The following is a 25,185-nucleotide window of genomic DNA, read 5'->3' as shown; positions in this document are numbered from 1 at the left end:
GATTAATCTTTCTTGGATATGGGCTTTGAAACGCTTTTAGGCGTTAGCAACACCTCTGGCAGCACGGGTGCGAGGCGATCATCATGAGGCGGCAGAAAGTACCTCGCCTTATCCTCGGTGAGCTCAACCTTGCCACCGGCATAACGATACGTTCCGGCCAGCCAGCCGGTTTTCCTGACTTCGTAAAGCGGCATAATGCCCTCCATATTCAAGGAATTAGTTTGCCGGAACGTCTGTTGTTGCAGGCCCGGACATGACACCGCCGTGGATATGCGTGTCACCAATGTTTGCGTTATTATGCGTGACGGATGCGCCCTCGAGCTTGACTATGCCTTTAAGCGTGATCTCGGCAGCTTCAAGCGTCATGGTGCCGTCTGTTATTGTAAGTTTGCTGTCACCAGCCGTGATGGAAACGGTTGCACCTCCGTCGCTGACAACAATACGGGTATCACCCACATCAATAAGCACATACTCATCGCCCTTCTGTGAAGGACGTGTGATGGTATCTGATGGCAGGGATGCCTCGATCTCTGCATCAGTCAGATCGCCGTTCTGCGAGCGGACACGCACCTGCTGACCCGTTGAAAGCGGAAAGTGCGTCCTGGCAGATCCTGCGGCTTGTTCCTGCCAGGGTATCCAATCAGACACAAAGCCGTTTGCCAGCTCAACACGAGCTTTCCCTTTGACTGCATCAACCTCTTTCACAGTGCCTATGCGCGAACGGTTGCGGTCGCGGCGCTCAAGCTCGGCTATGCGATAATTGAGCCTCGCAAAATGCGCCGCCAGATCGCTCATATCTGAGATCCTTTATCAGAATACGCATCTGGTGCTGTAATATCAGTGATCCTTGCATCACCTGGCACGCCCGTTGGAGAAGTAAGCAGAAGCGCATCTGCTTCCGGGCGCGTGAAACCAAACCGACATTGAGCTGTCTGCCAGTCATAAGGCGTGGCATCAGTTTCGATCTGGACACGCATCAACGCCAAGGTCGAGGCGATAACAGGATCAACAGTGGTTGGCTCATTACTCTCATCTGGATAAGCGGGATTTGGCACCCGCAGATCAGCTTCGCATTTATCGAAAAACGCCTTCATGGGCGATCCGTCTTTTAGCGGCTCGCCCCGCAGCGGATCGACCACCAGATCGGCCGTGATCCTGATTTGCTGCGCAGCCAGTCTTGTGCCGTTCTGATCACCACTGGTGCGCAGGCGCTCTACTGAACGAAACGTCAGGATGAACCTGCGAACGATTTCTGCCCAGCCATTATCCGGATCGGTCAGAACATCCGCAATCTGGCGGGCAACGATATCGGCATGCAGCTCGAAGGCATCGTCCGTATCAGGGATGCCCGTATAGACAGTGCTTTCTTCTGTCTCCGGATCAACCACCACATGAGCAGCAGTCAGTCCTGTTTCAATGAGGATCTGTGTAGCACCATTTGGTGCAAGCGCCCGCAACGTAACATCCGTCAAGCTGTCTTTCGTGCTTGATGCGTCTGTGTAGACCGCAATCCATGGCTTTTTCTGATCGGTACTCAGCGAACCATCAGCTGCCATATCAAGCGCACCAATCTGGCTATCGAGCACGTTATCGCCAACGAGTGTTCGCCCCCGCAGCGCCTGCACGGCAGCGATGCGAAGCGCTATGCGGACAAGGCTCATGCTTCCCCCAATTCGATTACAAGCCGTGAATGGCCGCGATCATCAACGTGCAGAACTTCAAAGCGCGGTTCGCCCGGTCGTGAAAGCGCTCGCACGATATCGCCCTGCTGGATAGCCGGCCCGGTGTAGGTGGCGCGATTGATGTGCAGCTCAGCCTTCTGGGCCGTGATGCGTGTGCGCCAGCTTTGCGATTGTCCGCCTGAGACATTTGAAACCGTTCCGCCACCTGTGCGCAGAACGGCCTCTATCTCGATCTGCAGCCGGGATGGATCGGGCTTCTTGCCTTCAAAAAAGGTGAGCCGAACCGGCTCGGCAAAGACATGGTTGACACCCACGAGCACTTTGTCGCGGATGTCGTGGAAGCGCGCGGGCTTCATGGTTCATACCATCAGGTGCGCCTGGCGCGCAGCAATGCGCCAGGACGGGTTGCTATATGCAGAGCGTTTGTCTGCACCTCGCCATGAATGCCCTTGCCATTCTGCATCGGCCACTGCTTGGCATAAAGACGCTGGCCGAGCGTGTTGACGGTCTCGATGTAATCAGCTGGCGCGTAGTAGGTACGGAACAGGCCTGGCACGCCGACCGGCACGAACTTCGCGCTGTTGGTCTGGATGCCGAGCAAGGCCCCGTCGTCTCCGCTGTCTTCGTTGGTGATCGCACCGTAGTTTTCCCAGACGATGCCACCGAACTCAAACATCGGATTGTCAGCACGGTTCTTGCCGATGTAGCTATCGCGCAGGATCTGTGCCTCGGACCAGCCCTTGTATGTCTCACGTACTTCAGGGTGAGACAGCAGATCGTCAAAGAAATTATCGCCAACAAACGCATGCAGGTAGGAGAATGGCACACCACCCAGCGCTGCCCGCGTTCTGCGGATGACACCAACACACTTCTTGCGCAGAACGCCCTCTGCCGGATTAGCATTATCCAGATCGAAGTCTTCTTCAGCAGGCTGGGCGACACCGAACTTGGTGAAGAGGTTCAGCGTCTCACCGCCCTTGTAGGTGACGATGCCCTGAATAGCGCCGATGCGGGAATATTCATCGGTGAGATCGAGATCGGCCACGTTCATGGCGATCTTCTGCCCGACGATCCCTTGCACGGTCTGAAGGGCTGTCTCACTGCCATAGGCGCGAATGCCCTGTACTTCGTCAGCAACTACGCTCCAATCGCGCTGGAAGTGAGGGATAGACAAGCTCTCGATTGAGCGCTTAGGCATATCACGCACTTCACCCGGTGCACCACGGGGTGAAGGTGCAACAAGCTGGATGGTGTCGCCGATGCGCTCCAGGGAGATCGTCAGCGTGGTAACAGAAGTCGCACTGAATAAGCCCAGCTGCCCGAGGCGGCCGGGACGGACGGCGATTTCATTGACGGCATCTGTCAGCGACGTGACGCTGAAGGCCGGATTGGTTGCGAAAATATCGAGCATGGCTCGCTCCATAAAAATACCCGCCGGAGCGGGTGGAAGATAGTCGGAATGATTGGAGTTGTGTTAGCGAACGATGATGCCGGACGCTCTTAATGAAGCGTTTGCCTCGGCCCGCTGATCTGCAGTGACGGCTGGCAGAAACTCTAGGCAAACACCAGCCACTTCAGCATCGCGGGTGATGGCTGTGATTGAGGCCGTCTCACCGACGCCCGTCTCTGCACCATAAAAGGCAACCGCACGAACGGCATCAACACCGTCAACGGCTGGATCGTAGGCAGCATATTCAAGGTCACCCGCGCCAATGCTCACTGCTACTTCAAAGACATCACCCACAACTGTTGCCGTGCCGCCTGCGGTGATGGTGAACTTCACGGCTTTGTTGAAAGCGGTGCCGTGGGTAGAGTTTCCGATCGCGACACCGTCGGGATCTTCCCACTTCACGGTGGTCGCGGCTGTCGCGATGCCACGGTAAATGCCAGGCTTGACGGCAGCTGATACGGCAGGGCTTGCAAGCGCAATAGTCGCATTGCCTGTGTTGCCCGCAACGACGGATGTCACTGCAGTGACATTGGCTGGAATGGCTCGCCCTGCCAGCATTTGTCCGGGCTGGATCGACTGTTCTGCAGCAATCACAATGGCATCACGCGAGCGGTTGCCGCTTGCTTCCGAAATCAGGAACTCGCCTGGATGGCGCGCTTCAGTAAACCTTGTCATGGCAAATCCTCTTGGTCAGAATGGGGTGTTGGCTGGCTTAGCGAGCCGTACCGTTGATGCGAGAGATGACCTTGCCCCAGCCATGATCGCCACGCGCAACGGGCGGCTGCGATGAAAGCCCCGCTCCAACTGCGCGTGCGGCCTCATAGGCATTGGCGTCTGGAGCGCTTGCATCAGATGCAACGGGAGCAGCACCAAGAGCTGCCTTGATCTGCTCGACAGGCAATTCCGTATCCAGCAACGCCTCGGCCAGCTTTTCGCGGCCCTTGGCTTCATCAAGCGCCAGCACAGCCGTGCGGCGTTCGCGATAGGCGCGAACAGCATCGCTGGCGGCCTGCATGCGGATGGTATCGATATCAACGGTCTCTGATGCCGCTGGCGTTGTGCCTGACATGGTTTTCTCCTGCTGTCTGATTGCGGCTTTGGCCGCAGGTGGCGTGTTGTTTTTGGGAAGCGTCCAGCGCCGTGATTTGGCTAGCGCTGTCAGCGGTTCCGGTGCCTGCGCATAGATGCGATAATCAAATGCCGCCCATGCTAGAGCCCGTTCTTCCTCGGACTCAGTCGCATAGCCCAGCTCAACGGCTTCAGAGGGCGTGAGCCACAGCTCCTGCTTCATAGCGGCGCGAACGTCACTGGCCTGCTGGCCACTTCGATCCGCGTAAATTGCTGCCATCTGAGTGCCGATCTTGTCGAGCAGATCGCGTTGCTTTTCGTGATCATCGGCAGTGCCAGCGCTAAAGCTTGCTGGATCATGGATCATCATCAGCGCACCAGCACGCATCACGATGTCATCACCAGCCATGGCAATGATGGAAGCAGCAGACGCGGCAATCGCATCAACCTCAACTCGCACCCGGCCTTTATGCACGGTGAGCGCGTTGAAGATCGCAACGCCTTCAGAGGCTATGCCACCGCCAGAGTTGATGTGAACGGTAATATCATTGTCGCGACCATGATCGGCCAACGCCTCGATTACCTGAAGCGCGGTAAAGCCCTCACCCCAATAGTTCTCACCCACCACACCATAGAGGTGCAGTGCGCCGTCCTGATAAATCGGCATTGTTTTATCCTTAGTATGGCCGCATTCGGCCAGTCGCGGCAAAGCGCCTGCGGCGTAGCCTCACGCCTTGTTGTTCAGCGCAAAGGCGTTCGGCCTCGCGCAGATCGGCGAGCAGCAATCCCATATCGGCTTTGGTGTATTTGACGGTATCTTCACCGAAGCGCGCTTCTGATAGCCCTTCGCCGTCACGTAAAGCCTCGTACCGCTCTCGCAGCTTGTTGGCCTTCTCGCACCAGTCGATCATCATTCCACCTTCGCTGGTTCACGTTGGCCCTCAGCTGCCATGCCATTCGGGCCAGCCCCGCCGGTCATGCGTTCAAACGGAACGGGAAGGCCCTGTTGCAGCAACAATGCCTTTTCAGTGGCACGCTGCTGCGAGACATCTTCCCAGTTTCGGCCCTGCAATGCGCATTCATCCGCCAGCGATGACAGACCTGACTCCAATCTCACCTTTGCAGCCATAGCCGAACGATAATCGTCGGCAGTTGGCTGGCTTGGTCCCTGCCATTCCGTCCACGTCACTGCAGAACGATTGGCAGCAAATGCCGTGTAGCCCCCCTTGAACGGGATCTGGCCGGTGAAAATCATTTCATCCAGCCAGTTCTCGTAGATTGCCTGGCAGAAAGGTGCGGCAATCCGCTCGCGGCGGCGCACCACAATCGGCCAGACCGACGAAATTCCCATGCGCACTGATGAATAGGTTGCATTGGAATGATCCATCGACAGGCTTTCAAAGGTCACGCCAAGAGCGCGCGCCATTTCCCGCTGAAGGTTCTGCGAGAATGGTAAGTACTGGCTACCCGGCGTTTGAGCCGTATGCATCTGGAAGTCTTCGCCTGGCCCCAGATGATTGATCCGGGCAGGATCATTCATCGAGATGCCACCACCATCCTTCAGCTTGGCGATGCGCTGGCTCCAGACCGAATGGAGATCCTCTTTCAGCTCTTCATCTTCAAGTGCGCTGATCGCTTCAAAGGCCTCAACCGATGGCTCCGGGCTTTTGATGGTTGCGGCAAACACCGTCTGCATGAGAGCAGTTGCAAGTGTCGCATCAGCCAACTGATCAAATTGCGCTGCAACCTTCATAATTGGCGCCAATGGCGAGATGCCCCGCACACTGTCAGGGTTTTCGCCCCGGTCCATGACATGGATCACACGGCGCAAACCGTTGCCATCCCATGCGGGAATATCAACCTCGGTCTCAATCCCAGCCTCCCGGCGCAGGAACCGGTAATGCGTGGCGCGGCCATTGCTATCGTGAAATATCCCCTGATCGAGACCGGCAAACTCCTGTGTCTCGCGCTTGAGCCTGTGCGGCGCAACCAGCGAGATCTTGGTCCCGACCCTGATCCCATAAAGTGCACGCTGACGAACAGGGAGATAATCCAGCACGCCAATCGCTTCACCCCCTGCCAGGTAGTAGCGAATAACCCCGTCGAGAATTTCCGGAATCGTCGCCTTTCCGGCAAGATCACATTCCTCCGGCGACCATGCGAACTGCCGCCAGCGTGCTTCAACCAGTTTGCAGAATGCAGACTTTTCCGCATCCGAATAGCCAAGCCGGGTGAGATCCGGACGGCAGCTTAACTGCAGCTCATTACCGATGGTGTCGGTGATGATCTGTTGTGCAGCACCCGCAAGCCAGCCTGAATTCTGCATAAAGTCCCATGCGAGGGCAGAGGCACGCTCTGCCGCTTCGCGAACATTCACGCCACCATCGCGCGTGACCGCGCGGCGCATGTGCAGAATGCCCGAGCGATCTCCGCGCAGATATTGCGCACGCACCGGTGCCGTCTTCGCACCCGGCTTGTTCGTGCGTGAAGACCGGCGACGTGTCATCGATACGCGCTCCATCGTTGCCGCTGCCTGGCAAGCGGTTTTGGTTGAGGTGTTGCAACTTCGGATTCTGGTTGTTCTTGATGCATGCCGATATCTGGCTCAGTCTCGCTTGCCTTTGGCTGCGGTCGCGTGCTGGCAAGGCCAGCCATATGATCTTCAAGATCAAGCTGTGCTTCCGGCAATGGCATTTCCCGCTCAGCCTCAAGCCTGTCCCAGCGGGTTTCCAGAAAGTCACGCACCCCGAAATGCGTGGCCGCTGCTTCCGCCTGCACCATCGTGTCGAGCATCTCGTTCTTCTGATGCACCTTCACCCAGCGGTACTTGATGAAGCCATCGCGCTGGCGTTCGGGCTTGCGACGCTCTGCCGTCAGCTCCAGAAAGTACTCATCCGCCAGACCACTCGGAATGCCGACGTAGCCACGAGCTAACGGATCATCGCGCATGAGATTGCGATAAAGCCCCATCTTGAACACTGACTGGTTGATGTTGAAAAACCGACGCGAATAGCGCAACAGCTTGCCCGTCTTGCGGTCCCGTTCTTTCTTCACCAGAGCAATCAGCGGCACGGCCTCGCTATAGACGCCGCGCACCATGATCACTTTTGATACCGGATGTCGACGCGCCCAGCCGAACACATCTTCCGTCGAGTCATTGCCGTCGATAGCCAGCCGATCAATGCCGATGGCGCGACCGGCAGCATTGCGCCAGGTTGATTTGAGCAGATCATCAAGCCCATCGCGGCATTCCTGCTCGCTGATATGGCCGTTGATCACGCCGTGATCGATGACAAACCGCCGCCCATCCCGTGTCCACGCGACAGCCTGCCACGCCACAAAATCCTTCTGGCAGTCGACACCAACCGTGACTACGAGACCACCCACCGGGATGGTGCCGCGCTTATGCCCGGTATCATCTGCACGTTGGCGCAACATCTCCCATGGCGGCGCTTCACCTTGCGCCTGATATGCCTTGCCAACCGTATCATTCAGAAATACCTGCTCGGCGGCAGGATCGCCCTGCGCTTTCAGATATTCCCGTGCGATGCGCTCAAAGCTCTGCAGGGGCGAGTATGCTGACCACAGATAGAACGAACGATGCTCGCGGGCAGCCTGCGAATTGCGCGCCACCCATCTGCCATGGCGCAGCATACCTGGACGGTGATGCTCCATGATCAGCGCGCCACATGCCTTGCAGGTGAAGCACGCTTTCTCAGGATGTTTGTCGTCAATCGTCTCCTGGAAATTCTCCCAGTCAAGCGTCTGATATTCACCGCAATGCGGGCACGGAACCTCAAAGTGCTCCTGCGACCCCGCCAGAAAATTCCGCGTGATCCGACAGCCCGGTGCGACCATCGGCGTCGAGATCTTGAAGACCTTGGCAAACTCTTCCGCACGCGAGCGGCTATCTGCCTGTTGCTCAGGATCACCGGCCGCGTTGATATCCCACTTCGACAGGTCATCCTGCACCTGCCTGCGGATCGAGATCATTGACAACGAGGCTGGCGAGTTCGCACCCGAAATCAGGATAGCACCACGACCGTCGATCCGCTCCTTGTAGAAAACGCTATCCGCACCATCGCGTGATTTCGACGAGAAGATGCTCCGCATTACCCGCGTGTTCATCAGCATCGGAGCGAGCTTCATCCGGCTCCAGCGACGCGCGTTATCCTCAGTCGGGTGGACGTAAAGGATATTGCTCGGGGCTATATGGCTTGCGCCCAGCACAAAGATATTCGCCAGCACCGTACCGCCCAGCTGCGCTGACTTCGCAAACGTCACAAAGCGGCATGGATCATCAGGCCCCAGTGCGCGCAGGATCTCCGAAAAATACGGGAACGCATTCGGATTGTAAGGCCCAGCCAGAGGAGACTCGCGTTCATCAAACACGATGTTGCTGGAGGCCCATGCTTCAAAATCAACAGGCGGCGGAGGCTGCAATATCTGCACCATCGCAAGGCGAACAAGACGCGCCGCATTCGCAAGAACAACCGGCATGATTGTTACTCTGCCTCATCTGCGGCTTCGATAAATTCCGGCATGTCTTGCGCCTCATTCTTGCAGCTTGATGCCGCCCGTTCGCGCACGTCCCGAAACTGCTGACGCAGCAGATGCAGCACATCACGTGATGGCAGCTCAAACTGGCCTGCAATGGCAGATGCAAAATCCGGCAATGCTCCTTCAAAGATTGTCAGCATCGATCCGGCCAGTCGCGTCATCTCGATCTGTGCATCCTTCGATAAGGTATAAATCCCGCGTGCAGCCATTTCCTCGCGCTGCATACGCGCGGTCGTCATCTCGGCTTGCGCCAGTTTCTCGGCGGCAATCCTTGCCTCAACGGATAGGGGCTGGTGTATCGGCGCCTCGATGCCCTCATCAGGCAGTCGCGTGCCAAGACCATTGAGGCCATAACGCTGACTGGTGCCGAGCCTCAAACGCAATTGTTCCGAAGCAGGCTTCACCCGGATTCTGGCACTTCGGCCTTCACCCTCCAGCCCGGAGGCATCGATCTTGCCCTCGGATATCCATTGCGTAACGCGGCCGGGCGACACGCCGCACAGCATCGCAAACCGGGATTTGCTGACGACATCAGATTGTTCTGTCATCGCTAAAATCCTGATTTTAATTTTAGCCCCGACTTTAGGCTTCGATTTGAGGTATATCTGGCGGAACCTCGGGCGCTTTCCTGCCCGCAGGTGGCCGGGGGTGACAAAAGGGACCCGAACCGGGGGGCGTCAACCGCGAAGCAGTCGCCCGATCTCATGGCGCAGTCGCTGCTCAAGATTGCGCTCCACCGCAGCATGCCATGCCTGCACGGTCTCACCCTTGACCATCTCGGCCGGAATGATGACGCCGGAGCGCACAACCTCAAACTGCCCCTCGCCAGTTCTGCGAAAGACCTGCCCGTTCCAGTTTGACTTGACGATGCGCTTCTTCCAGACCCAACCGGCACGCGTGAACGTACCTGCAAACACCTTGCGCTCTCCCCATGGAGAAGCGGCCACGCCCTTGCGGGTTTCCCGCGCCCTGAAATATTTGAGCCGGATGTCACCGCCACGGGTGGTCATCGTGTAGGACAGATCACCAAAGTGCGGACGCTTAACCCGGACAGCCCGATGGATCACCCGCTTTTGCGGTAACCCTGTTTGCTGCGCGAGCGCACGAACGACTTGCTTGCGAGCACCATCGCCCGTTCTTGCCAACGCACGCTGCATGGCAAGAGGAGCTTTCTTCCCCAGCGCACCCAGCTGGTTGCTGAAGTGCGCCAGCACGCCATCAGCTGTAATGATCAAGCGCATGGCAGGCTCCGGACAACAAAAAACCTCGCGCCGGTTAGCTGCGAGGTCATCTATTCTTTGTGGCTTCTCACCATGGATGAAGCTATGTCAAGCTCACGTCGCATGTCAAATTTTTGCGGGGTTTTTAAAATTCGGCCTCGCACAGATCATGTGCATGAATCATTTCCCATGGTCTTTGCAGGCGGCTTGTTGGCGTAACGAGGATTGTTTCCAGCTTGCCCGCAAGCACCTCCGTCAGACGCTCCAGCGACTGGTGCCAGATTTCGTATTCGGCACGGTGCATGATCAAGTGCACTGGATCCGGATAAAGCTCCTCTTTCCGGTAGGCATCCCTGTACGGACGACGCGCTGAACGATTGAAGCCATCCACCTCAACCGTGATATATTCAGCTGCAATACCGAGCTTGTCATCAGCTGATGAGACCTCGACCTCTTCAAGCCGGAACCAGAGCGGCTCACCATTAAGCGACGTAACAATCCGCCGCCTGATCGGATAGCCTTCCCAGTCCGGTGTCCCCCCCAGAATGGCATGACGCTGAACGAGCGCAGCAGGTCTTGCCTTCATCCAGCGCTCGGCATTGGTTTCAACAGGCGCAATCCGTTCAAGCGCACGCTCAACAGCCTCGCGCCCCAGCGTACCAAGGTCGCGCATATCCGATAGCGGATCCCAGCCATCAGGCACCGCCACGGGACAGTTGTTGAGCTCAGTCACCGCCTCATGGATACGCACTGCATCCTCATGAGGCACATCAGCGCCTGAGAAGTCCGGTGCAAGTCCGAAGGCGTTTTCGGGGCGTGGCGATATATCGACCAAGGCAAGATAATCACCAAAGTGCTCAACGCTCTCCCAACCGCGCGGCCATTTGGCTGGTGTCAGCCGCTCGCTTAGTGATGGCGCTTTCGGCAGCTCATCCACGTACGCCCAACGCAACGCCTGTTCGATGCCCATAACCCGCATGGCTTTCCCCCTGATTGATATCCAACCTATCCAACCTCTGAAATCAAAAAGAAGAAGGTTGGATAGCTTGTAATGCATTGTTTCGATTGCTGTTATCCAACCTTGCCAACCTATCCGACCTCATTTGCCAATTTTGGCGTGTGAGAGCGGGACCTGTAGGCGTTACCAGACCAGTACGCGCACGCACGCGTACGCGAGAAAAGGTTGGATAGGTTGGATAGGTTGGATTTCGTATTGATAATAAATACGAATTTCTATCCAACCTCATTGCAGATATCCAACCTCAGGTTGGATAATGGGCCTTCTACCCCTCCATGACCGGTCTCTCCCACGGTCAGGTTTGCGGCCATGCCACAGGCTGTTGCAGCGCTTCTGAATATGCCGCGCGACAGTCCTCGAGCGAGGGCAGAATGAAGCAGTTGCGCTGCCGCGAAACGCCCGTCTCATCGACAATGCTGATCTTGCGACTTTGCAGTCCCGGCACGAGTTTCAAGAGCTTCATGCCGAGTTCCGTTTCTGCAGCCTTTCGACGAATGCCGATGCGCTCGGCTGCAGCGATGTAATCATCCACCAGCACGGATTTCTGCACACTGGTCGGCCACGTCTCACCATCGCGGGTGACGGCCCCACGCATCAGCGCCTCATACCACCACATCTCAACGCTATCGAACGAACGCACCTTTTGCTCAAGCAACGCTTCCGTGCGCGGGATCTGGCGAAGGTTCACGCTTTCAAGATCAAACGCCATCAGGTCTGCGAGTAGAGCCTCACGCCCGCCGTTGTTCAGCTCCTCGTCCATCTCGCGAAAATAGTCGTGGTTTTGTGCACAGCGCGGATCGACATCCAGCACACAGAAACGACGCTCATCCATGCCCGCCGGTATCACCCAACCCTCATTCGAGGTCATGATCAGCCGCAGGTAGTTGGTGAGCCTGATCGGATCAACGCCCTTAGCCTCAATCTGCTGAAACGGCGATGTCACGAGCCCCTTCAAGCGCCCTTCGGCTGCCTTATCACCCGCCCAGACAGCTTCATCAGCCTGCAGCAAAAGACACGACGCCATATGCGCATTGAACTGCCCCACGACATAGCGCGGATCATCAACAAGGAAGTAGTGTCGCGGACAAAGCGAGCCGAAAACCTCCCCCACTTTGGTCTTGCCGGACCCCATACGGCCGCGCATCACCAGTGCCACGCCAAGGCGTTCTCGCGGGCATTGCACCATATGTGCGAAGAAGCCGAATACCCATCGGAAGGTCGCTTCATCGCTCTGGCAAACGTTGTTCAGCAGATGATCTCGAAACACCGCATAGCCGTTATCTCTCAGTACCGGCTTCACCGACCACCCAGACCACAGGTTGAGATAATCCGCCCGACCTTTGGCGTTATCGGTATCGGGATAAAACTCGATACCGCGATAGCTGCGCCGTCCCTTATCGCCTAGCCATGCATTGGCCCAGGTCATGGGTTTGATCTTGCCATCACCGCCACGGATTTCTGTCCAGCGGTTGGAAAACCACGCGCGAAAAGCCTCGAGCATCAGCACCCGCTGCTGATCCTCGACAGGCGCATCAGGTTGCTCCAGATACACAACCGCCTTCGATCCCATCAGCACAAGCGCATGCTCGCGGTTGATATCATCAACGCTGTAGCCGAAAGTTCGCGGCTTGGCAGGGCGCGTTTTGGTAGATGCTGGTGTCTTGCGCGAAAGGCTCTCCACCCCTGTCTGGCCGGTCTCTTTCAGGGTGAGGTTCCCGTCATAGATTATTTCGGCATGTTCGATGGCGGCTGCTATTGCGTGGATGGCGTCATTGCTCATTCTCTGCCTCCATCGCGTCTCAGCATGTCATTGAAGTCATACCCGTCACGTGCCCATGCCAGACGAATGGTTCGCCCAGGAGCGGCAAATCTTTGTGCTGCGCGACGCAGGGTTGTGCCTGTCAGGAAACGATCACTGTCGCCATCGCCGAGCAACACGATATCGGTCACGCTGTCAGGTATGGCTATTCCGGCAACCGACATATCTGGCACCGGTCCGGGCATGCGACGTGACACGCCATTACGGCTAGTTTCGACCGGATGTGGCACCGTCTCCAATGCTCGCCCGCCAAGGTTGCCCAAATCAACCGATGACCAGAATGCTGTACGTGAAAGGTCGCACCCTGCACGATGCATAACCGTCCATGCTGAGAGCACCGTCTCGATGCCCTCTCCCAGCACCAGCCGGGAAGGATTTTCGCAACCAGATACCAACCTGATTGCATTGCCCTGTTTGACGCCGCGCACTTTCTTCGCGGGCAGTTGCTCGCCGGTTTCAGGATCAACGATCAATGCCTTGCCATTTATCTGATTGAGGTCAATCCAGGTGATGTGTAGTCCACGGAATGCACCTGCAGCATCCTGAATAGCTGCTATCATGGCATGGCCTTGATATATCAGCCGCGCCCTACCATCAGCGCCTGGATGAAAATATTGTGCTTCAAGCGATGATCGCAGCACGCGTGTGTCCGGCACATCGAGACCGCGCAATTGCAGGTAATCTGCGACCACCGAACCCGATATATGCGGCAAAGCCTTGCTCCATATATCCCAGCATCGCGCACGTTCATGATTGCGGCGCTCCAAATTCTTGCGCTCTTCTTGCTCAGCACGTTGTACAGCCCTTGAGATAACTTCAGGATCCGGCTCACTGGCTCCTCCAAGCGTATCAACTGCTTCACGGAAGCTCTTGCCCTCAACGCGTTCAATCAAGCGTATGACGTCGCCACCATCGCAGCAGACGGCGCATACCCACTTGTCAGCTGCTGCCTCAAAACGGCCGGCCGTGCGTGACGCGGTATTGCCCGAGCAAATCGGGCAAGGGCCAACCCAACGGTTGCCTTTGTTACGCAAGGCTACATAGCGGCCTGAAACCTCATGCACCGGATTGCGCGCGCGCAGATCATCGAGCACGGCATCGGGAATGCGAGCCATGTTCAACTCTCCACGCACAGTTCAGCGGGCGAAGAAAACGGGCCATCTGAAACTCGTAGCGGCGGACGCCACTTGAAGGTATCCTGCCAGCTTTCCTCGACATCCTGATACGGATGCTCCGCCCGTCGGTAAAGATCGGCCAGCGCTGCGCAATCACGACTGGCAGCGTCATGATACGCGCGCGCTTCATCTGAAAGCGCAGAGTCCTGCGCACGAGAACGATGGGTGTGCTTCAGCAGCTTCAGGCGCGCAATAACGCGCTGACTGTATTCGCGGCGAGCTAGCGCCCTTGTTATGAACGCAAGCGAGGTCATTCCTGCCATGGGACTACCTCGTGCCATGTAATTCAGATGCTTCACGCATCATGGGATTACTCCGATATCAGGATGGAACACATATCGTTTCCTGGTTTTCAGAACAGTGGTACGTGTATGGCTGAATGGTTGCGGCTGACTGGATCATTCCTCGCCAGCTACTGAACAATGCATATGCCGCCAAGGGAGCAGGCGATTGCTGAATTGAGCAACGGGAATCACACAATCCTGTTTGGCCAGGCCATCACGCCTTATGTGAACGAATGAGTGGACATGACAGTATGTATCGGTATTATTACCTTCATTGTCAACGGTAAAATTGCCGCTATAAACAATCCACAACATCGGTTAAATTACCGCATCATGGAACTTCAGGGAATCCTTGCCCGGATAAACTACCGGCTCGAAAAACTGGGACTGAACAAAACCGCAGCCTCAAGACTTGCGGAACGTCCCGACGCGATACGCAACATTGAGCGAGCCATTAAAAACGGCGGTCGCCGTGGCGTCAGCACTGATACGATCGCTGAACTGGCACGAGTGCTGGATGTATCCGTTGAATGGCTGATGACAGGCGTCGGTCCGGAAACGGCAACGCCCATGACTTCCATGACGCTCGTACCTCTCATATCATGGGTTAGCGCAGGAAAGTTTGAGTCTATCTGTGACGTTGAGCATCCCGGCGAAGCCTTACGGATTCCGGTAGCCGGGCTCCCCAAAGGAGACTGGATTGCACTGGAAGTAACCGGCGACTCAATGGATCGCCTGTCCCCTTCCGGATCACGCATCCTGATTAATCGCAGGGAAACGGATCTATGCTCTGGTGGATGCTATGTTGTCATCACAGAGCAAGGTGAGGCAACCTATAAACGCTACCGCAGCAATCCGGACAGATTCGAGCCAGTCTCCACAAATCCTGCCCACGAACCGATTTTTCCCAATAGCCCCGTCACAGTGGTGGGGCGCGTACGCAGGACCCTGCTTGAGCTTTAATTAAAGAGCCGCCTTGGGTAATTAGCCTCACAGACAGTTGAGGGGTAGAACAAGCACCAGTGTGGCTTAAAGCAAGAGGCCAGATTATCCTTTATTTTTACATTTGGGACAGCCAGTAAGTAGCTCTTCGAGTACCTGATAATAATAGGGTATGAAAATTCGCATTCCTGAGCTAGATATATCATCATAAGCTAGAGTCTTACTTTTTATTTTTTCGTCACCTAGCGTTATCTCATTATCCGCAACCAAGATCTTACTAAGCGGCAATGCATGCGGATTATAAATCCTTACATTGCCCGGTTGCTTCTCATATGCTTCAAAATTATCCCCGCTCTCCCCATAAGCTAGGTCAATTGCCTTGATCCAATTAATTGGCTCTGCTTTTTTGCACCAATCTATGACTTTCTCTAACTTTTCTGAAGAAAATTTTCTGGCAAAGTCCCCATGCTCCTTACAATGAATAAATTCAGCAAAACTTCCCAACAAATATTCATAAGAATGCTCTCCCGCCGTTAAAGGCAATCTGAAATAATTTGATGGTAACACCTCCGACACCTGTGTAACTGCTAAGAGATTGAAAATCATGTCATATAAAGCATACAAGCACAGGCCTTGCCGATCGGGAAAACCAAATATTTTTATTTCCTTATGCTTCTCGAGATGAGAATTAAATATGCCAGCTTGATTTTCTCCACCAAACATGAAATAGCCTTTTGATAAAATGAATACGGCATTGCATAGATTGGTTCTGAGACAATTTTTAGCATAAACCTCAAGTTCAAAAACTATTTCCGACCAATCAAGATCCGTGTCATAAGCAAAAAGAATTCCAAATCCTTTCTTCTGCACTTCTATGTCACCACGTTCGATGATCCCGTGTGAGTTGTTGTTTCTTCTTAATCTCTTGAATGAGGCAATATTGTCTAATCCATTAATTAGTTCTTTTTTCGTTAGCTTGGATTTAACCTGAATTACTCCATAGCAACTTTCAACAGGAAGCACTTCGTATCCTCCCTGTCGCTGCATCAGGGTTATTGAATTTAAAAAATCATAGAACAAAATATCCAATTCATTACTTAAGTGCCCACTACTGGATGCAACACGCACGCTTGCATTCGAAATCTCATATCGACGAGGAAATAATTTATTACTAATGAATAAATCTCTAAGTATTACCTCCCGCGCAGTCCCAACGTCGCGAGGATGCTTGATATCTTTGGATGCTTCGTAATCACGCCACATCTTCTCTTGGTATATAATAAACTCGCGCTCCAATCCGTGGAATTCTTTATCTTTTGATCGTAATTTGATTGCTCGCTTTGTGTGATCTGCAAAAAATCTGCGCGTGCTTTCTTCGCGAGCTGCGAAATCTGCCCTAGCCTGTTTTTCTTGTGCAGTTAGCCTGCGCTTTTTAGTCTGATTTGTTGCCATCGAGTTTCCTTTTAACAAAGTTGCGATTAAGCATAAAATCATCAAGGAAGAGCGCAAAGATAATTATATGATGCATATAGTTTTCGGAACGCTCTTCAATTAACTAGAACAGTTCCAAATATTCTGCACATCTCCAATAAACTGCCCTAATGTCATCAGGTGAGGCTGTACCGTTTCCGGGTAGGAACCATGCAATCCTGCAGGAACAACAAGGCGAATACCTGCGTCTGTCATTTCGTTAAACTGCCCTTGTGATACCCCTTCCTGAAGCGTCAGAAGATGCTTGACAGGAATGCGGTCCGCTTCATTCAGTATTTGCCGCCAGCGATCCTTGCATGTTGTCTTGGCTGCAAGCATCCGCAGCTTTTCCGAAGGAAAACCGGAATCGTTGTATTTCTGTACCGAAGGAAAAAGGAAGTCGGGACGTTTGGTCATCTCTATTACGGGGTTATGCGAGAAATGCTCATCAGCAATAAATCCCTCCTCTCCAAGTATGGCACTGACATGATACTCGAGAGACTTTCCTGCCCTTGATTTCCTGCTCTGCAGAATCGTATTTGCCAACCCCAGAAAGCCGTCGATATTACGGAAACCATCCGTAATTTTTGGCATCCATACAGCCTGCTCGATGCTCCTGAATATCTCGAATTCACATTTCCTGCGGCGCACCAGACGATCATCGACGTTAATCCCTCTGGACGGGCTTAACAGGATGGTCTTCTCGATAATCTGCATGCCAGTCGGGAAACTTGTCAGCCACGCAGGAGGTATCTCATCCTCATCAAGCCAGCAGGATGAGCGGGAAACAGGCTGCTCAAATATCTCTGCCTGAGGAGCCGTAATACCCGGCCTCCAGATAACGGGTGTTTTCGGCTCAACCGGACCAAGGCGCTCCTCCATCAGGTCCGCTTCAGTACCATCGCCTCCACAGATCCAGACACGGCAGAAAGCAGGATCGCCTCCAGCTTCCGGACGAAATGCAAAAACGGCAAGAGCACCGGTACTGTCAGGCGCCAGAAGTGCGGACTGACCTCCACCAAAATTAGTCAGACGCGCCTCATTCCGCGTGCCACCCCTGAATTTGTTATTGTACCAGACCGCACGAACCATCCGGACATCCGGATGCGAATCCACCCGAAGCTCAAACCGGACATCCGGGTTCTCGAGATCAGATCTGTTGAGGCTGGGAAGCACTTCAAACAAAAGCTCTTTCGGTATGTAGGGGCCAGCCTGATGAGATCCGTTGGCAAGGGTATCATTACCGGAAAGCCTCTTGGCGTACCAGATGAGCCCTGGGCGGGCAAACTCATCAATCCAGTCATTTACGTCAGCCAGTGCCACTGTTCATACCCTCGATTTCTGCCGACCCCACTCCCTGCAGGAGCCATTCTGATGTCCTGTCCGCAATCTCCTCAATCGGAAGACGCATCTTTCCCTTGAGCGCGCATTCCCATATTGTCAGATGACGCCAGCCCAGCTCCGCAAGCATATCCCTTACCTCAGCATCCCGTAACCTGTTCCTCTCCAGTTTCCCGGACCAGAACTCGACTCTTGAGGATGGCATCCTGAAAAGATGACAATGATGCACGTGCCAGAAGCAGCCGTTGATAAAAACAGCAGCTTTCAGCCTCGGAAAAACAAGATCCGGCTTTCCCGGAAGTCCCTTGTAATGCAGCCTGTATCGCCAGCCACGACTGAACAGGAGCTTTCGTATCAGCACTTCAGGCCGGGTATTCTTGCCCTTGATACCGGACATCATCCTGCTTCGGACTTCAGGGCTGACGACATCAATCATCCAGCCTGCTTTCTTGCTTCTTCTTCCGCAGCTGCGAGAATGTATGGCCTCATCAGTCTGGCAATTGCCTCAACAGCAGGTACCGCAACCGCATTCCCGAACTGTCGATAGGCCTGCGTATCCGAAACCGGAATAACGAACTCACTCTTCCCCGGCCCATCAAAGCCCATCAGCCGTGCACACTCGCGAGGAGTAAGCCGGCGTGGAGGCTTGCCTTCCTGACGGATCAGTATTTCAGACCCATCCTTGTAGTAACGGGCAGAGAGGGTTCTCGCGACTCCCTCAGGGCCGAACAGCCCAAAACCGAAACCATTGCCTTTTGCGCGATGCTTCTCGGCATATCCCTGAAGATAATTCCATAACTTGTCCGACAAGGTATACTTGTCTGAAACGCGGCCGATATTGCCATCAGTGTATGGTTTTTCAGGAATCTCATCGCCGTTTTCCGGATGCAGTATCGTTTTCAGGGCGGGCCCCTTCAATGGTTCCGGGACCTCAAGATCAGCAAACCTGAAACCACAATCATCGCGAAAACCAACAATGAATATACGCTCACGATGCTGGGGCAGCCAGGAGCGTGCATCAAGCACCCTGAACTGGACGTGATAGCCCAGCTGATTCTCCAGCACGTCCCGTATGACCTGGAAGGTCCTTCCCTTGTCGTGGCTGACAAGGTTCTTCACATTCTCCAGAAGAAAGGCCTTTGGACGATGGTATGCAAGGATACGCTTTATATCAAAAAATAATGTTCCCTGTGTCTCACATGAAAAGCCATGCGGACGGTTAAGCGCATTCTTCTTGGAGACTCCTGCAATGGAAAATGGCTGACAGGGAAACCCGGCAAGCAATACATCATGCGCCGGAACATCCTCTTCCTTTAGCTGCCTGATGTCTGCAAAAATCTCATGGTCATCATGCGGATAGTTTGCCCTGTATGTTGCCTGGCTGTACTTGTCCCATTCGCAGGTAAAAACGCATTTGCCTCCGATCGAGTCAAAGCCTCGCCTAAGACCGCCTATACCGGCAAAAAGATCAATAAAGGTAAAGCCATACTCTCCTGTGCGGGTCTTGCTGCCGCGTGTTTCCATAGCTGCCCTGAGAGCGTTGAGAACAACCTTGCGTGGCATATTCTCCCCTGACTCCCATCTGTAGACCTGACGATCAGTATACCCCAGAACCTTTGCAATCTCCGGAATCGTCAATCCGGTCTTTTGCCTGAGATGAGAAAAATCGGTCATGAATCACCTCACGATACAGGGGAATATTTCTGACATTTTGACATTAGCGCATCCATAGAACGCAATGCGAACAAAAACAACCGATGGAAAGACATTACCCAAAGAAAAATGACGCATCAATTTATATAGGTAAAATTACCGTTTTTAATTGACGGGGTAATTTTACCGCGGTAACCTGCTTACATCAACGTGCATCAAGACAACAACAGGGGATGGAAAGCATGCACCAACCTGAATCGTGCGACCCGTCAGCAGAAAACTGCATCGAATTTGTTATGGCAACTATCACCAGGATGGGCGACACACTGCGGGAGACGGCAGCCTGCAATGGTTCCTGCACCGCTGAAGACCTCATCAATGCCGGATTTACCAGCGCTGAAATCATTGAGCATATCGAGGATGCACGCGAATACGCGATGCTGCGCGCCAGTCAGGAGGAATTGATAAATGCCCTCTGCTGAAACGCCTTCAAATTATCAATGGCCAGAAGGCTCTACACACCCCGCGAGTCTATCGCGTGAAATCGCAACAGCATTTATCGAGATGCACCTATGAGTGGCTGCGTACGGGATCTGATTGATCTTGCTGCCGTCACCATCGTCATAACGGCTGTCGGCGTCTTCTCGCTCATTTGCACGTAAATATCACGGAGGGTGGCATGAGCTGCCGGCATAAAGCCCATAACGATGCAATATCCTATGATAGCGCCTGTATACAGACAGCCTCAGGCAGGATGTTTTCCCTTTTATCCCCCATAGCTGAACAGATTGACTTCGTTTATGACATAGCGCCCCAGCTGGCCCGTCAGGCGCGTTTCAATGGCGCAACTGAAAGTTTCTACTCCATTGCCCAGCATTGTGCGCTTGGAGCCGACGCCATCTATCAGGAAACCAGGCGGTCGGATCTGGCTGCATACTTTTTGCTGCATGATGCACATGAAGCCTATATTGGCGACATCCCCACACCTGTAGTCACCGCATTAGCCCGCCTTGGTTGCATGAATGGTATTGGCAATGAAAATCACAACATCCGTCATGTCATAAGCACCCTCCGGGACATGATTGATCTTGCCATATGGCAAGCTGCTAACCTGCCGCCTCCCCTCAGCAGCAATTCGCATGAAGATCATGACTATGGATCTTCGAATGCTGGCGACTGAAAAACGCGACCTGATGCGCCCCTGCTCGCGATCATGGGGGGATCACATCGAGCAGGCTGAACCAATTCGCGGACCACGTATCAAACCCCTTCCATGGCCCCAGGCTGCCGATCTATGGCTGAACCGTCTCAAGCAATACTGCCCAAGCGCATATAACGGTGCGCCCTGGATAGAGAAATCAAAATAGAAATAACATTCACGCCTACGACAACAATCAAAAAACTTGCCTCGCAATAATAGCCACGGAAACAACAATGACCTGTATCTCGGCAAAGCCGGCCAGATTCCCTCCCAACGGCTCATGGCCCCTGATACTGCCTGCCGATATGGCTGCTGCTGCAATGGGTTATGAAAACACCAGACAACTTGCCAAAGGCGTCACTTCAGGCGATGTACCACCACCCACAGGATTACGTCTCATCGGAAAAAAGAGAGAACCTGTATGGGCTTATGAAATATGCCGGAGGTATATCTCCAGAAGGCATGAGGTCATTAATGACAATGAATTACATCATCTTGATGTGAAAGCGCTAATATAATGCCACCTAAAACGGTTTTACCCCTACCCAGCTATACACGCAGACGATGGAACCGGAAATCCAATGCATGGGGTTACTACTTTGAACCTCCAACACGGGCCCGCATAAACGGCTGTCCTGTTCATGCAGAGGCGTTAGGAACGGATTACAGGGCTGCCGTAGAACGCGTTGAAACAATTCTGCTTAAGGCTTTCGACAGCTGGCGAACTGCAGGCGCCTCAGATCTTGTCCCAAGCGCCATTCCACCAAAGGGCACCTTTGATTGGCTGGTAACTGAATTCAAGTCCAGCAGACAATACCGCGATATTGATCCCGCTACACAAAGGACTTACGATCAGGGCCTTGCCCTTGTCAGCAAATATATCCTGAAAAACGGCACGACCTTCGGTCGTCTGCCAGTCACCTCTATTGATCCGGGTGTCGCTGACAGAATGTACGAGGCTCTCAAAACCGTTCAGCTGGATGATGGGACAATCCGGGAGAGACCCGCATATGCAGCTGCAGCCATGAGATCATGCAGAAGGGCATGGAAGGTGGCCCATCGATTGCATTCCACAATTGTTCCTGATGCCAACCCGTTCACAAAGATGGGAATCAAATCAACAGCAAGGAAAGAAACACCAACTGCTACTTACGAAGAGCTGATGAAGTTTGTCTCTCAGGCTGACAAGGATGGTTTTCCTTCCCTGGGCACTGCCGCTTTGATCACATGGGAATGGGCTCAACGTGGCGAGCATATTTTTGGCTCGTTTGAGGCAGCACATTACCGTCCAAAGGAAAGACCGAATACAGTTCGTGTTGTTCATCCCAAAACCGGTGAAGAGGCATGGATCCCCCTCTATGACGAAACAGGCGCGGCATTATTTCCGGAGCTGATGCACCGCCTGGACAGGATAAAGGCAGAGCGTGTCAGCGGTCTGATGATTGTGCGTGACTGGCCAGACCGAAACAGGAAAATCCGGTTACCGTGGATTACAGAGCGTGGAGGTCTCGATTTTGTTCGGCATTCAGTGAAGAAGATAATCCTTGCCGCACAACTTCGGTCTGAATTGTCCTTCACCTCATTCAGGCATGGCGGCATAACCGAGGCCAGCGATTCTGATTTAACTGAAGAAGAAATCCGGGCTGTTACGCGTCACAAGACGCTTGCAGTCCTGCCAAGATACTCGAAAAGGACGATGAAAAAGGTAGCAGCGGGAGCCATAAAACGTCGCGCAGGAAGAGCAAAAAATGGAAGTTTGTCGGAATAAACCATTTTACGGTGTCGGAATGAAGATCAAACTCGCCTTCACTTACCGGCCTAACCGGTTGATATTACACAAGATATCGATGGTGGGCGCACTAGGGCTCGAACCTAGGACCCGCTGATTAAGAGTCAGCTGCTCTACCAACTGAGCTATGCGCCCATCGACATCAAAACGGAAAACCGTTTCTTCGTGCTAGCCCAACCGGGCCGCGTCTTGTGTGAGTGCTGATTAGCAAACCCATATTGGCCTGTCTAGCTCCATGCTTGCATTTTTTTTATTTTCTGGGGTTTTGAGGGTAAATCAGCATTATTCGCTCCCTGCCCCTGTGGATATTGTGCGCAGCCTGTGTGTAACTCTGCGCACAATACCATATTTGGTTTGCGTTTACCCGTGGGCCAGAATCGCCAGCAAGAGCAATGCGACGATATTGGTGATCTTTATCATAGGGTTGATAGCTGGGCCGGCTGTGTCTTTGTAGGGGTCGCCTACTGTATCGCCTGTCACAGCGGCTTTATGCGCTTCAGAGCCCTTGCCACCGTAGTGGCCCTCCTCAATAAATTTCTTCGCATTATCCCATGCCCCGCCACCAGAGGTCATTGAGATTGCAACGAACAGGCCCGTGACAATCACACCAAGCAGCATGGCGCCTACTGCAGCAAAGGCATCGCTACGGTTCGCGACCAACAGCACGACACCGAAGCACACGATTGGTGATAGTACTGGCAATAAAGATGGCACTACCATTTCCCGGATTGCCGCTTTTGTGAGTAGATCGACTGCACGTCCATAATCCGGGCGGGTTTCGCCTGTCATGATGCCGGGGGTCTCCCGGAATTGTCGACGCACCTCCTCAACAACTGATCCGGCAGCGCGGCCTACGGCTGTCATGCCCAATCCACCAAACACAAACGGGAGCAAGCCACCGAATAGCAGGCCAACTACAACGTATGGATTCGATAATGAGAAATCGACTCTAAGGCCCGCAAAATATGGGTATTGCTCTGGATGCGCCGTAAAGTAAGCCAAGTCAGAGGTATATGCGGCGAAAAGCACCAATGCCCCAAGTCCGGCTGAGCCGATGGCATAGCCCTTGGTTACTGCTTTCGTTGTATTGCCAACTGCATCGAGGGCATCGGTCGCTACGCGTACGCGCGGAGGAAGGCCGGCCATTTCTGCAATACCACCTGCATTGTCTGTAACCGGGCCGAAAGCATCGAGCGCTACCACGAAGCCACATAGCGCCAGCATAGCAGTGACGGCAATCGCAATGCCAAACAAGCCTGCCAATGCATTTGCTGTTATAATAGCAGCAATGATTGCAAGTGCAGGTAAGGCCGTCGATTCCAGCGATACCGCAAGTCCCTGGATGACGTTGGTGCCGTGTCCGGTTTGTGAGGCGGTGGCTATCGAGTGCACCGGGCGATATTGCGTGCCGGTGTAGTACTCGGTAATCACCACAATCAGTGCGGTAACTGCTAGGCCCACTACTCCACAGCCTAACAATGCAAGTGCCGAAAAGCTTTCGCCGCTAGCGGTTGTGAGTCTGGTGCCAAAGCTTCCAAAAACCAGCCATGTCACAAGAGCAATTGCTATGAGCGATAGCAGACCCGTGGCAATGAACCCGCGATAAAGCGCGCCCATAATTGATTCCGTTGGTCCGAGCTTGACGAAATACGTTCCCGCAATCGAGGTTACGATGCAGGCAGCGCCAATGGCCAATGGATAAAGCAGCACGTTTTCGAGAATTGGTTGGCCACCAAAGGCCACGATAGCAAGCACCATGGTTGCCACAATTGAAACTACATATGTCTCAAAGAGATCAGCGGCCATACCGGCGCAATCGCCGACATTATCGCCCACGTTGTCAGCAATGGTGGCTGGATTGCGTGGGTCGTCTTCCGGAATTCCCGCTTCTACCTTGCCCACCAGATCGCCGCCGACATCCGCGCCCTTCGTAAATATACCACCGCCAAGACGGGCAAAAATTGATATCAGTGAGGCACCGAAACCCAGCGCAACCAATGTATCAACGACAATCCGGCTATCAGGCGCATATCCTTTACCATGCACAAGCACCGCAAACATGACTGAAACGCCAAGCAGTGCCAGCCCCGCGACCAGAAGACCGGTAACTGCACCAGAGCGGAAAGCGATGTTCAGCCCCTCCCCCAAGGAGCTGGTTGCAGCATGCGCGGTACGGACATTCGCACGCACTGATACGTTCATGCCAATAAAACCAGCTGCACCTGATAGCACTGCACCCACAAGAAAGCCGCTGGCCACTGTCCATCCAAGCCCCCAGGCAAGCAGTGCAAACAGCACAACGCCAACCACTGCAATGGTCAAATACTGGCGGCGCAAATACGCCTGCGCCCCTTCCCTTATTGCCTCCGCAATGTCACGCATGCGCTGGGTGCCGGTATCGGCCTCCATAACATCGCGCACGGTGATAAAACCGTAGATAATGGAAAGCGCACCAGCTGCAATCACAATGGAAAGCGCGAGCATTATTCTTCCTCCCTCTGCCATTTTAAGAG

At 54.0% G+C, this 25,185-nt stretch carries 25 protein-coding genes and 1 tRNA gene; 4 read left to right on the top strand and 22 right to left on the bottom strand.

Features of this window, described 5'->3' with window-relative positions:
- Positions 1-2: 2 nt before the first annotated feature.
- The 16 genes from VRZ32_RS07580 to VRZ32_RS07505 form a co-directional block, all read right to left on the bottom strand.
- Positions 3-194 carry a hypothetical protein gene (locus VRZ32_RS07580; RefSeq protein WP_414525144.1) on the bottom strand — a complete coding sequence of 64 codons (192 nt, stop codon included), beginning with the start codon at positions 192-194 and terminating at the stop codon, positions 3-5.
- Positions 195-216: 22 nt separating this feature from the next.
- Positions 217-795 carry a phage baseplate assembly protein V gene (locus tag VRZ32_RS07575; protein WP_414525143.1) on the bottom strand — a complete coding sequence of 193 codons (579 nt, stop codon included), beginning with the start codon at positions 793-795 and terminating at the stop codon, positions 217-219.
- Positions 792-1,661, bottom strand: a complete 870-nt coding sequence (locus tag VRZ32_RS07570; RefSeq protein ID WP_414525142.1) for a hypothetical protein — start codon at positions 1,659-1,661, stop codon at positions 792-794. Before VRZ32_RS07570 ends, VRZ32_RS07575 begins: the two co-directional genes overlap by 4 nt.
- Positions 1,658-2,038 (bottom strand): hypothetical protein, encoded by a 381-nt coding sequence (locus VRZ32_RS07565; RefSeq protein WP_414525141.1) that lies wholly within the window; start codon positions 2,036-2,038, stop codon positions 1,658-1,660. Before VRZ32_RS07565 ends, VRZ32_RS07570 begins: the two co-directional genes overlap by 4 nt.
- 11 nt (positions 2,039-2,049) lie before the next feature.
- Positions 2,050-3,093 (bottom strand): major capsid protein, encoded by a 1,044-nt coding sequence (locus tag VRZ32_RS07560; protein ID WP_414525140.1) that lies wholly within the window; start codon positions 3,091-3,093, stop codon positions 2,050-2,052.
- A 63-nt stretch (positions 3,094-3,156) separates the two neighbouring features.
- Positions 3,157-3,807 carry a head decoration protein gene (locus tag VRZ32_RS07555; RefSeq protein WP_414525139.1) on the bottom strand — a complete coding sequence of 217 codons (651 nt, stop codon included), beginning with the start codon at positions 3,805-3,807 and terminating at the stop codon, positions 3,157-3,159.
- Between the two features lie 37 nt (positions 3,808-3,844).
- Positions 3,845-4,867 (bottom strand): head maturation protease, ClpP-related, encoded by a 1,023-nt coding sequence (locus VRZ32_RS07550; protein ID WP_414525138.1) that lies wholly within the window; start codon positions 4,865-4,867, stop codon positions 3,845-3,847.
- Between the two features lie 10 nt (positions 4,868-4,877).
- Positions 4,878-5,114 carry a hypothetical protein gene (locus tag VRZ32_RS07545; protein ID WP_414525137.1) on the bottom strand — a complete coding sequence of 79 codons (237 nt, stop codon included), beginning with the start codon at positions 5,112-5,114 and terminating at the stop codon, positions 4,878-4,880.
- The gene (locus tag VRZ32_RS07540) at positions 5,111-6,706 is read right to left on the bottom strand and encodes a phage portal protein (RefSeq protein WP_414525136.1); all 1,596 of its coding nucleotides are present in this window, start codon (positions 6,704-6,706) and stop codon (positions 5,111-5,113) included. Before VRZ32_RS07540 ends, VRZ32_RS07545 begins: the two co-directional genes overlap by 4 nt.
- Complete coding sequence (locus tag VRZ32_RS07535; protein WP_414525135.1) at positions 6,703-8,700, bottom strand: phage terminase large subunit family protein; 1,998 nt, start codon at positions 8,698-8,700, stop codon at positions 6,703-6,705. Before VRZ32_RS07535 ends, VRZ32_RS07540 begins: the two co-directional genes overlap by 4 nt.
- A 5-nt stretch (positions 8,701-8,705) precedes the next feature.
- Entirely contained in the window at positions 8,706-9,308 is a 603-nt protein-coding gene (locus VRZ32_RS07530) for a hypothetical protein (RefSeq protein ID WP_414525134.1), read from the bottom strand.
- A 129-nt stretch (positions 9,309-9,437) separates the two neighbouring features.
- Positions 9,438-10,001 carry a hypothetical protein gene (locus VRZ32_RS07525; RefSeq protein ID WP_414525133.1) on the bottom strand — a complete coding sequence of 188 codons (564 nt, stop codon included), beginning with the start codon at positions 9,999-10,001 and terminating at the stop codon, positions 9,438-9,440.
- A 124-nt stretch (positions 10,002-10,125) separates the two neighbouring features.
- Positions 10,126-10,959 (bottom strand): hypothetical protein, encoded by an 834-nt coding sequence (locus VRZ32_RS07520; protein WP_414525132.1) that lies wholly within the window; start codon positions 10,957-10,959, stop codon positions 10,126-10,128.
- 334 nt (positions 10,960-11,293) lie between these two features.
- Entirely contained in the window at positions 11,294-12,778 is a 1,485-nt protein-coding gene (locus VRZ32_RS07515) for a primase-helicase family protein (protein ID WP_414525131.1), read from the bottom strand.
- Entirely contained in the window at positions 12,775-13,932 is a 1,158-nt protein-coding gene (locus tag VRZ32_RS07510) for a CHC2 zinc finger domain-containing protein (RefSeq protein ID WP_414525130.1), read from the bottom strand. The genes VRZ32_RS07515 and VRZ32_RS07510 overlap by 4 nt, the downstream gene beginning before the upstream one ends.
- A 2-nt stretch (positions 13,933-13,934) precedes the next feature.
- Positions 13,935-14,255 carry a hypothetical protein gene (locus tag VRZ32_RS07505; protein ID WP_414525129.1) on the bottom strand — a complete coding sequence of 107 codons (321 nt, stop codon included), beginning with the start codon at positions 14,253-14,255 and terminating at the stop codon, positions 13,935-13,937.
- 264 nt (positions 14,256-14,519) lie between these two features.
- On the opposite strand from VRZ32_RS07505, the gene VRZ32_RS07500 reads away from it, so the two are divergent.
- On the top strand, positions 14,520-15,239 hold the full coding sequence (locus VRZ32_RS07500) for an XRE family transcriptional regulator (protein WP_414525128.1): 720 nt from the start codon (positions 14,520-14,522) through the stop codon (positions 15,237-15,239).
- A gap of 84 nt (positions 15,240-15,323) precedes the next feature.
- Here VRZ32_RS07500 and VRZ32_RS07495 read toward each other — a convergent pair whose 3' ends face one another.
- The 4 genes from VRZ32_RS07495 to dcm all read right to left on the bottom strand — a co-directional run bounded on the left by VRZ32_RS07495 (position 15,324) and on the right by dcm (position 19,703).
- The gene (locus VRZ32_RS07495) at positions 15,324-16,670 is read right to left on the bottom strand and encodes a DUF6602 domain-containing protein (RefSeq protein ID WP_414525127.1); all 1,347 of its coding nucleotides are present in this window, start codon (positions 16,668-16,670) and stop codon (positions 15,324-15,326) included.
- A 99-nt stretch (positions 16,671-16,769) separates the two neighbouring features.
- Entirely contained in the window at positions 16,770-18,011 is a 1,242-nt protein-coding gene (locus tag VRZ32_RS07490; RefSeq protein ID WP_414525126.1) for a type II restriction endonuclease, read from the bottom strand.
- Positions 17,998-18,465 (bottom strand): very short patch repair endonuclease, encoded by a 468-nt coding sequence (locus VRZ32_RS07485; protein WP_414525125.1) that lies wholly within the window; start codon positions 18,463-18,465, stop codon positions 17,998-18,000. The genes VRZ32_RS07490 and VRZ32_RS07485 overlap by 14 nt, the downstream gene beginning before the upstream one ends.
- Positions 18,462-19,703, bottom strand: coding sequence for a DNA (cytosine-5-)-methyltransferase (gene dcm, locus VRZ32_RS07480; RefSeq protein ID WP_414525124.1), 1,242 nt, complete (start codon positions 19,701-19,703; stop codon positions 18,462-18,464). The genes VRZ32_RS07485 and dcm overlap by 4 nt, the downstream gene beginning before the upstream one ends.
- Before the next feature lie 221 nt (positions 19,704-19,924).
- On the opposite strand from dcm, the gene VRZ32_RS07475 reads away from it, so the two are divergent.
- The 3 genes from VRZ32_RS07475 to VRZ32_RS07465 all read left to right on the top strand — a co-directional run bounded on the left by VRZ32_RS07475 (position 19,925) and on the right by VRZ32_RS07465 (position 22,651).
- Entirely contained in the window at positions 19,925-20,164 is a 240-nt protein-coding gene (locus VRZ32_RS07475) for a hypothetical protein (RefSeq protein WP_414525123.1), read from the top strand.
- Positions 20,165-20,361: 197 nt separating this feature from the next.
- Entirely contained in the window at positions 20,362-20,862 is a 501-nt protein-coding gene (locus VRZ32_RS07470) for a hypothetical protein (protein ID WP_414525122.1), read from the top strand.
- Positions 20,863-21,400: 538 nt separating this feature from the next.
- The gene (locus tag VRZ32_RS07465) at positions 21,401-22,651 is read left to right on the top strand and encodes a hypothetical protein (protein ID WP_414525121.1); all 1,251 of its coding nucleotides are present in this window, start codon (positions 21,401-21,403) and stop codon (positions 22,649-22,651) included.
- A gap of 80 nt (positions 22,652-22,731) precedes the next feature.
- On the opposite strand, the gene VRZ32_RS07460 is transcribed toward VRZ32_RS07465, so the two are convergent.
- Together VRZ32_RS07460 and VRZ32_RS07455 are read right to left on the bottom strand one after the other, a co-directional pair.
- Positions 22,732-22,807, bottom strand: a tRNA-Lys gene (locus VRZ32_RS07460).
- Between the two features lie 225 nt (positions 22,808-23,032).
- Positions 23,033-25,156, bottom strand: a complete 2,124-nt coding sequence (locus VRZ32_RS07455) for a sodium-translocating pyrophosphatase (RefSeq protein ID WP_414525120.1) — start codon at positions 25,154-25,156, stop codon at positions 23,033-23,035.
- Positions 25,157-25,185: the final 29 nt, after the last annotated feature.

The sequence above is a fragment of the Pseudochelatococcus sp. G4_1912 genome (assembly GCF_047501465.1).
Classification (GTDB): domain Bacteria; phylum Pseudomonadota; class Alphaproteobacteria; order Rhizobiales; family Beijerinckiaceae; genus Pseudochelatococcus.
This window is presented reverse-complemented; position numbering and strand designations above follow the sequence as displayed.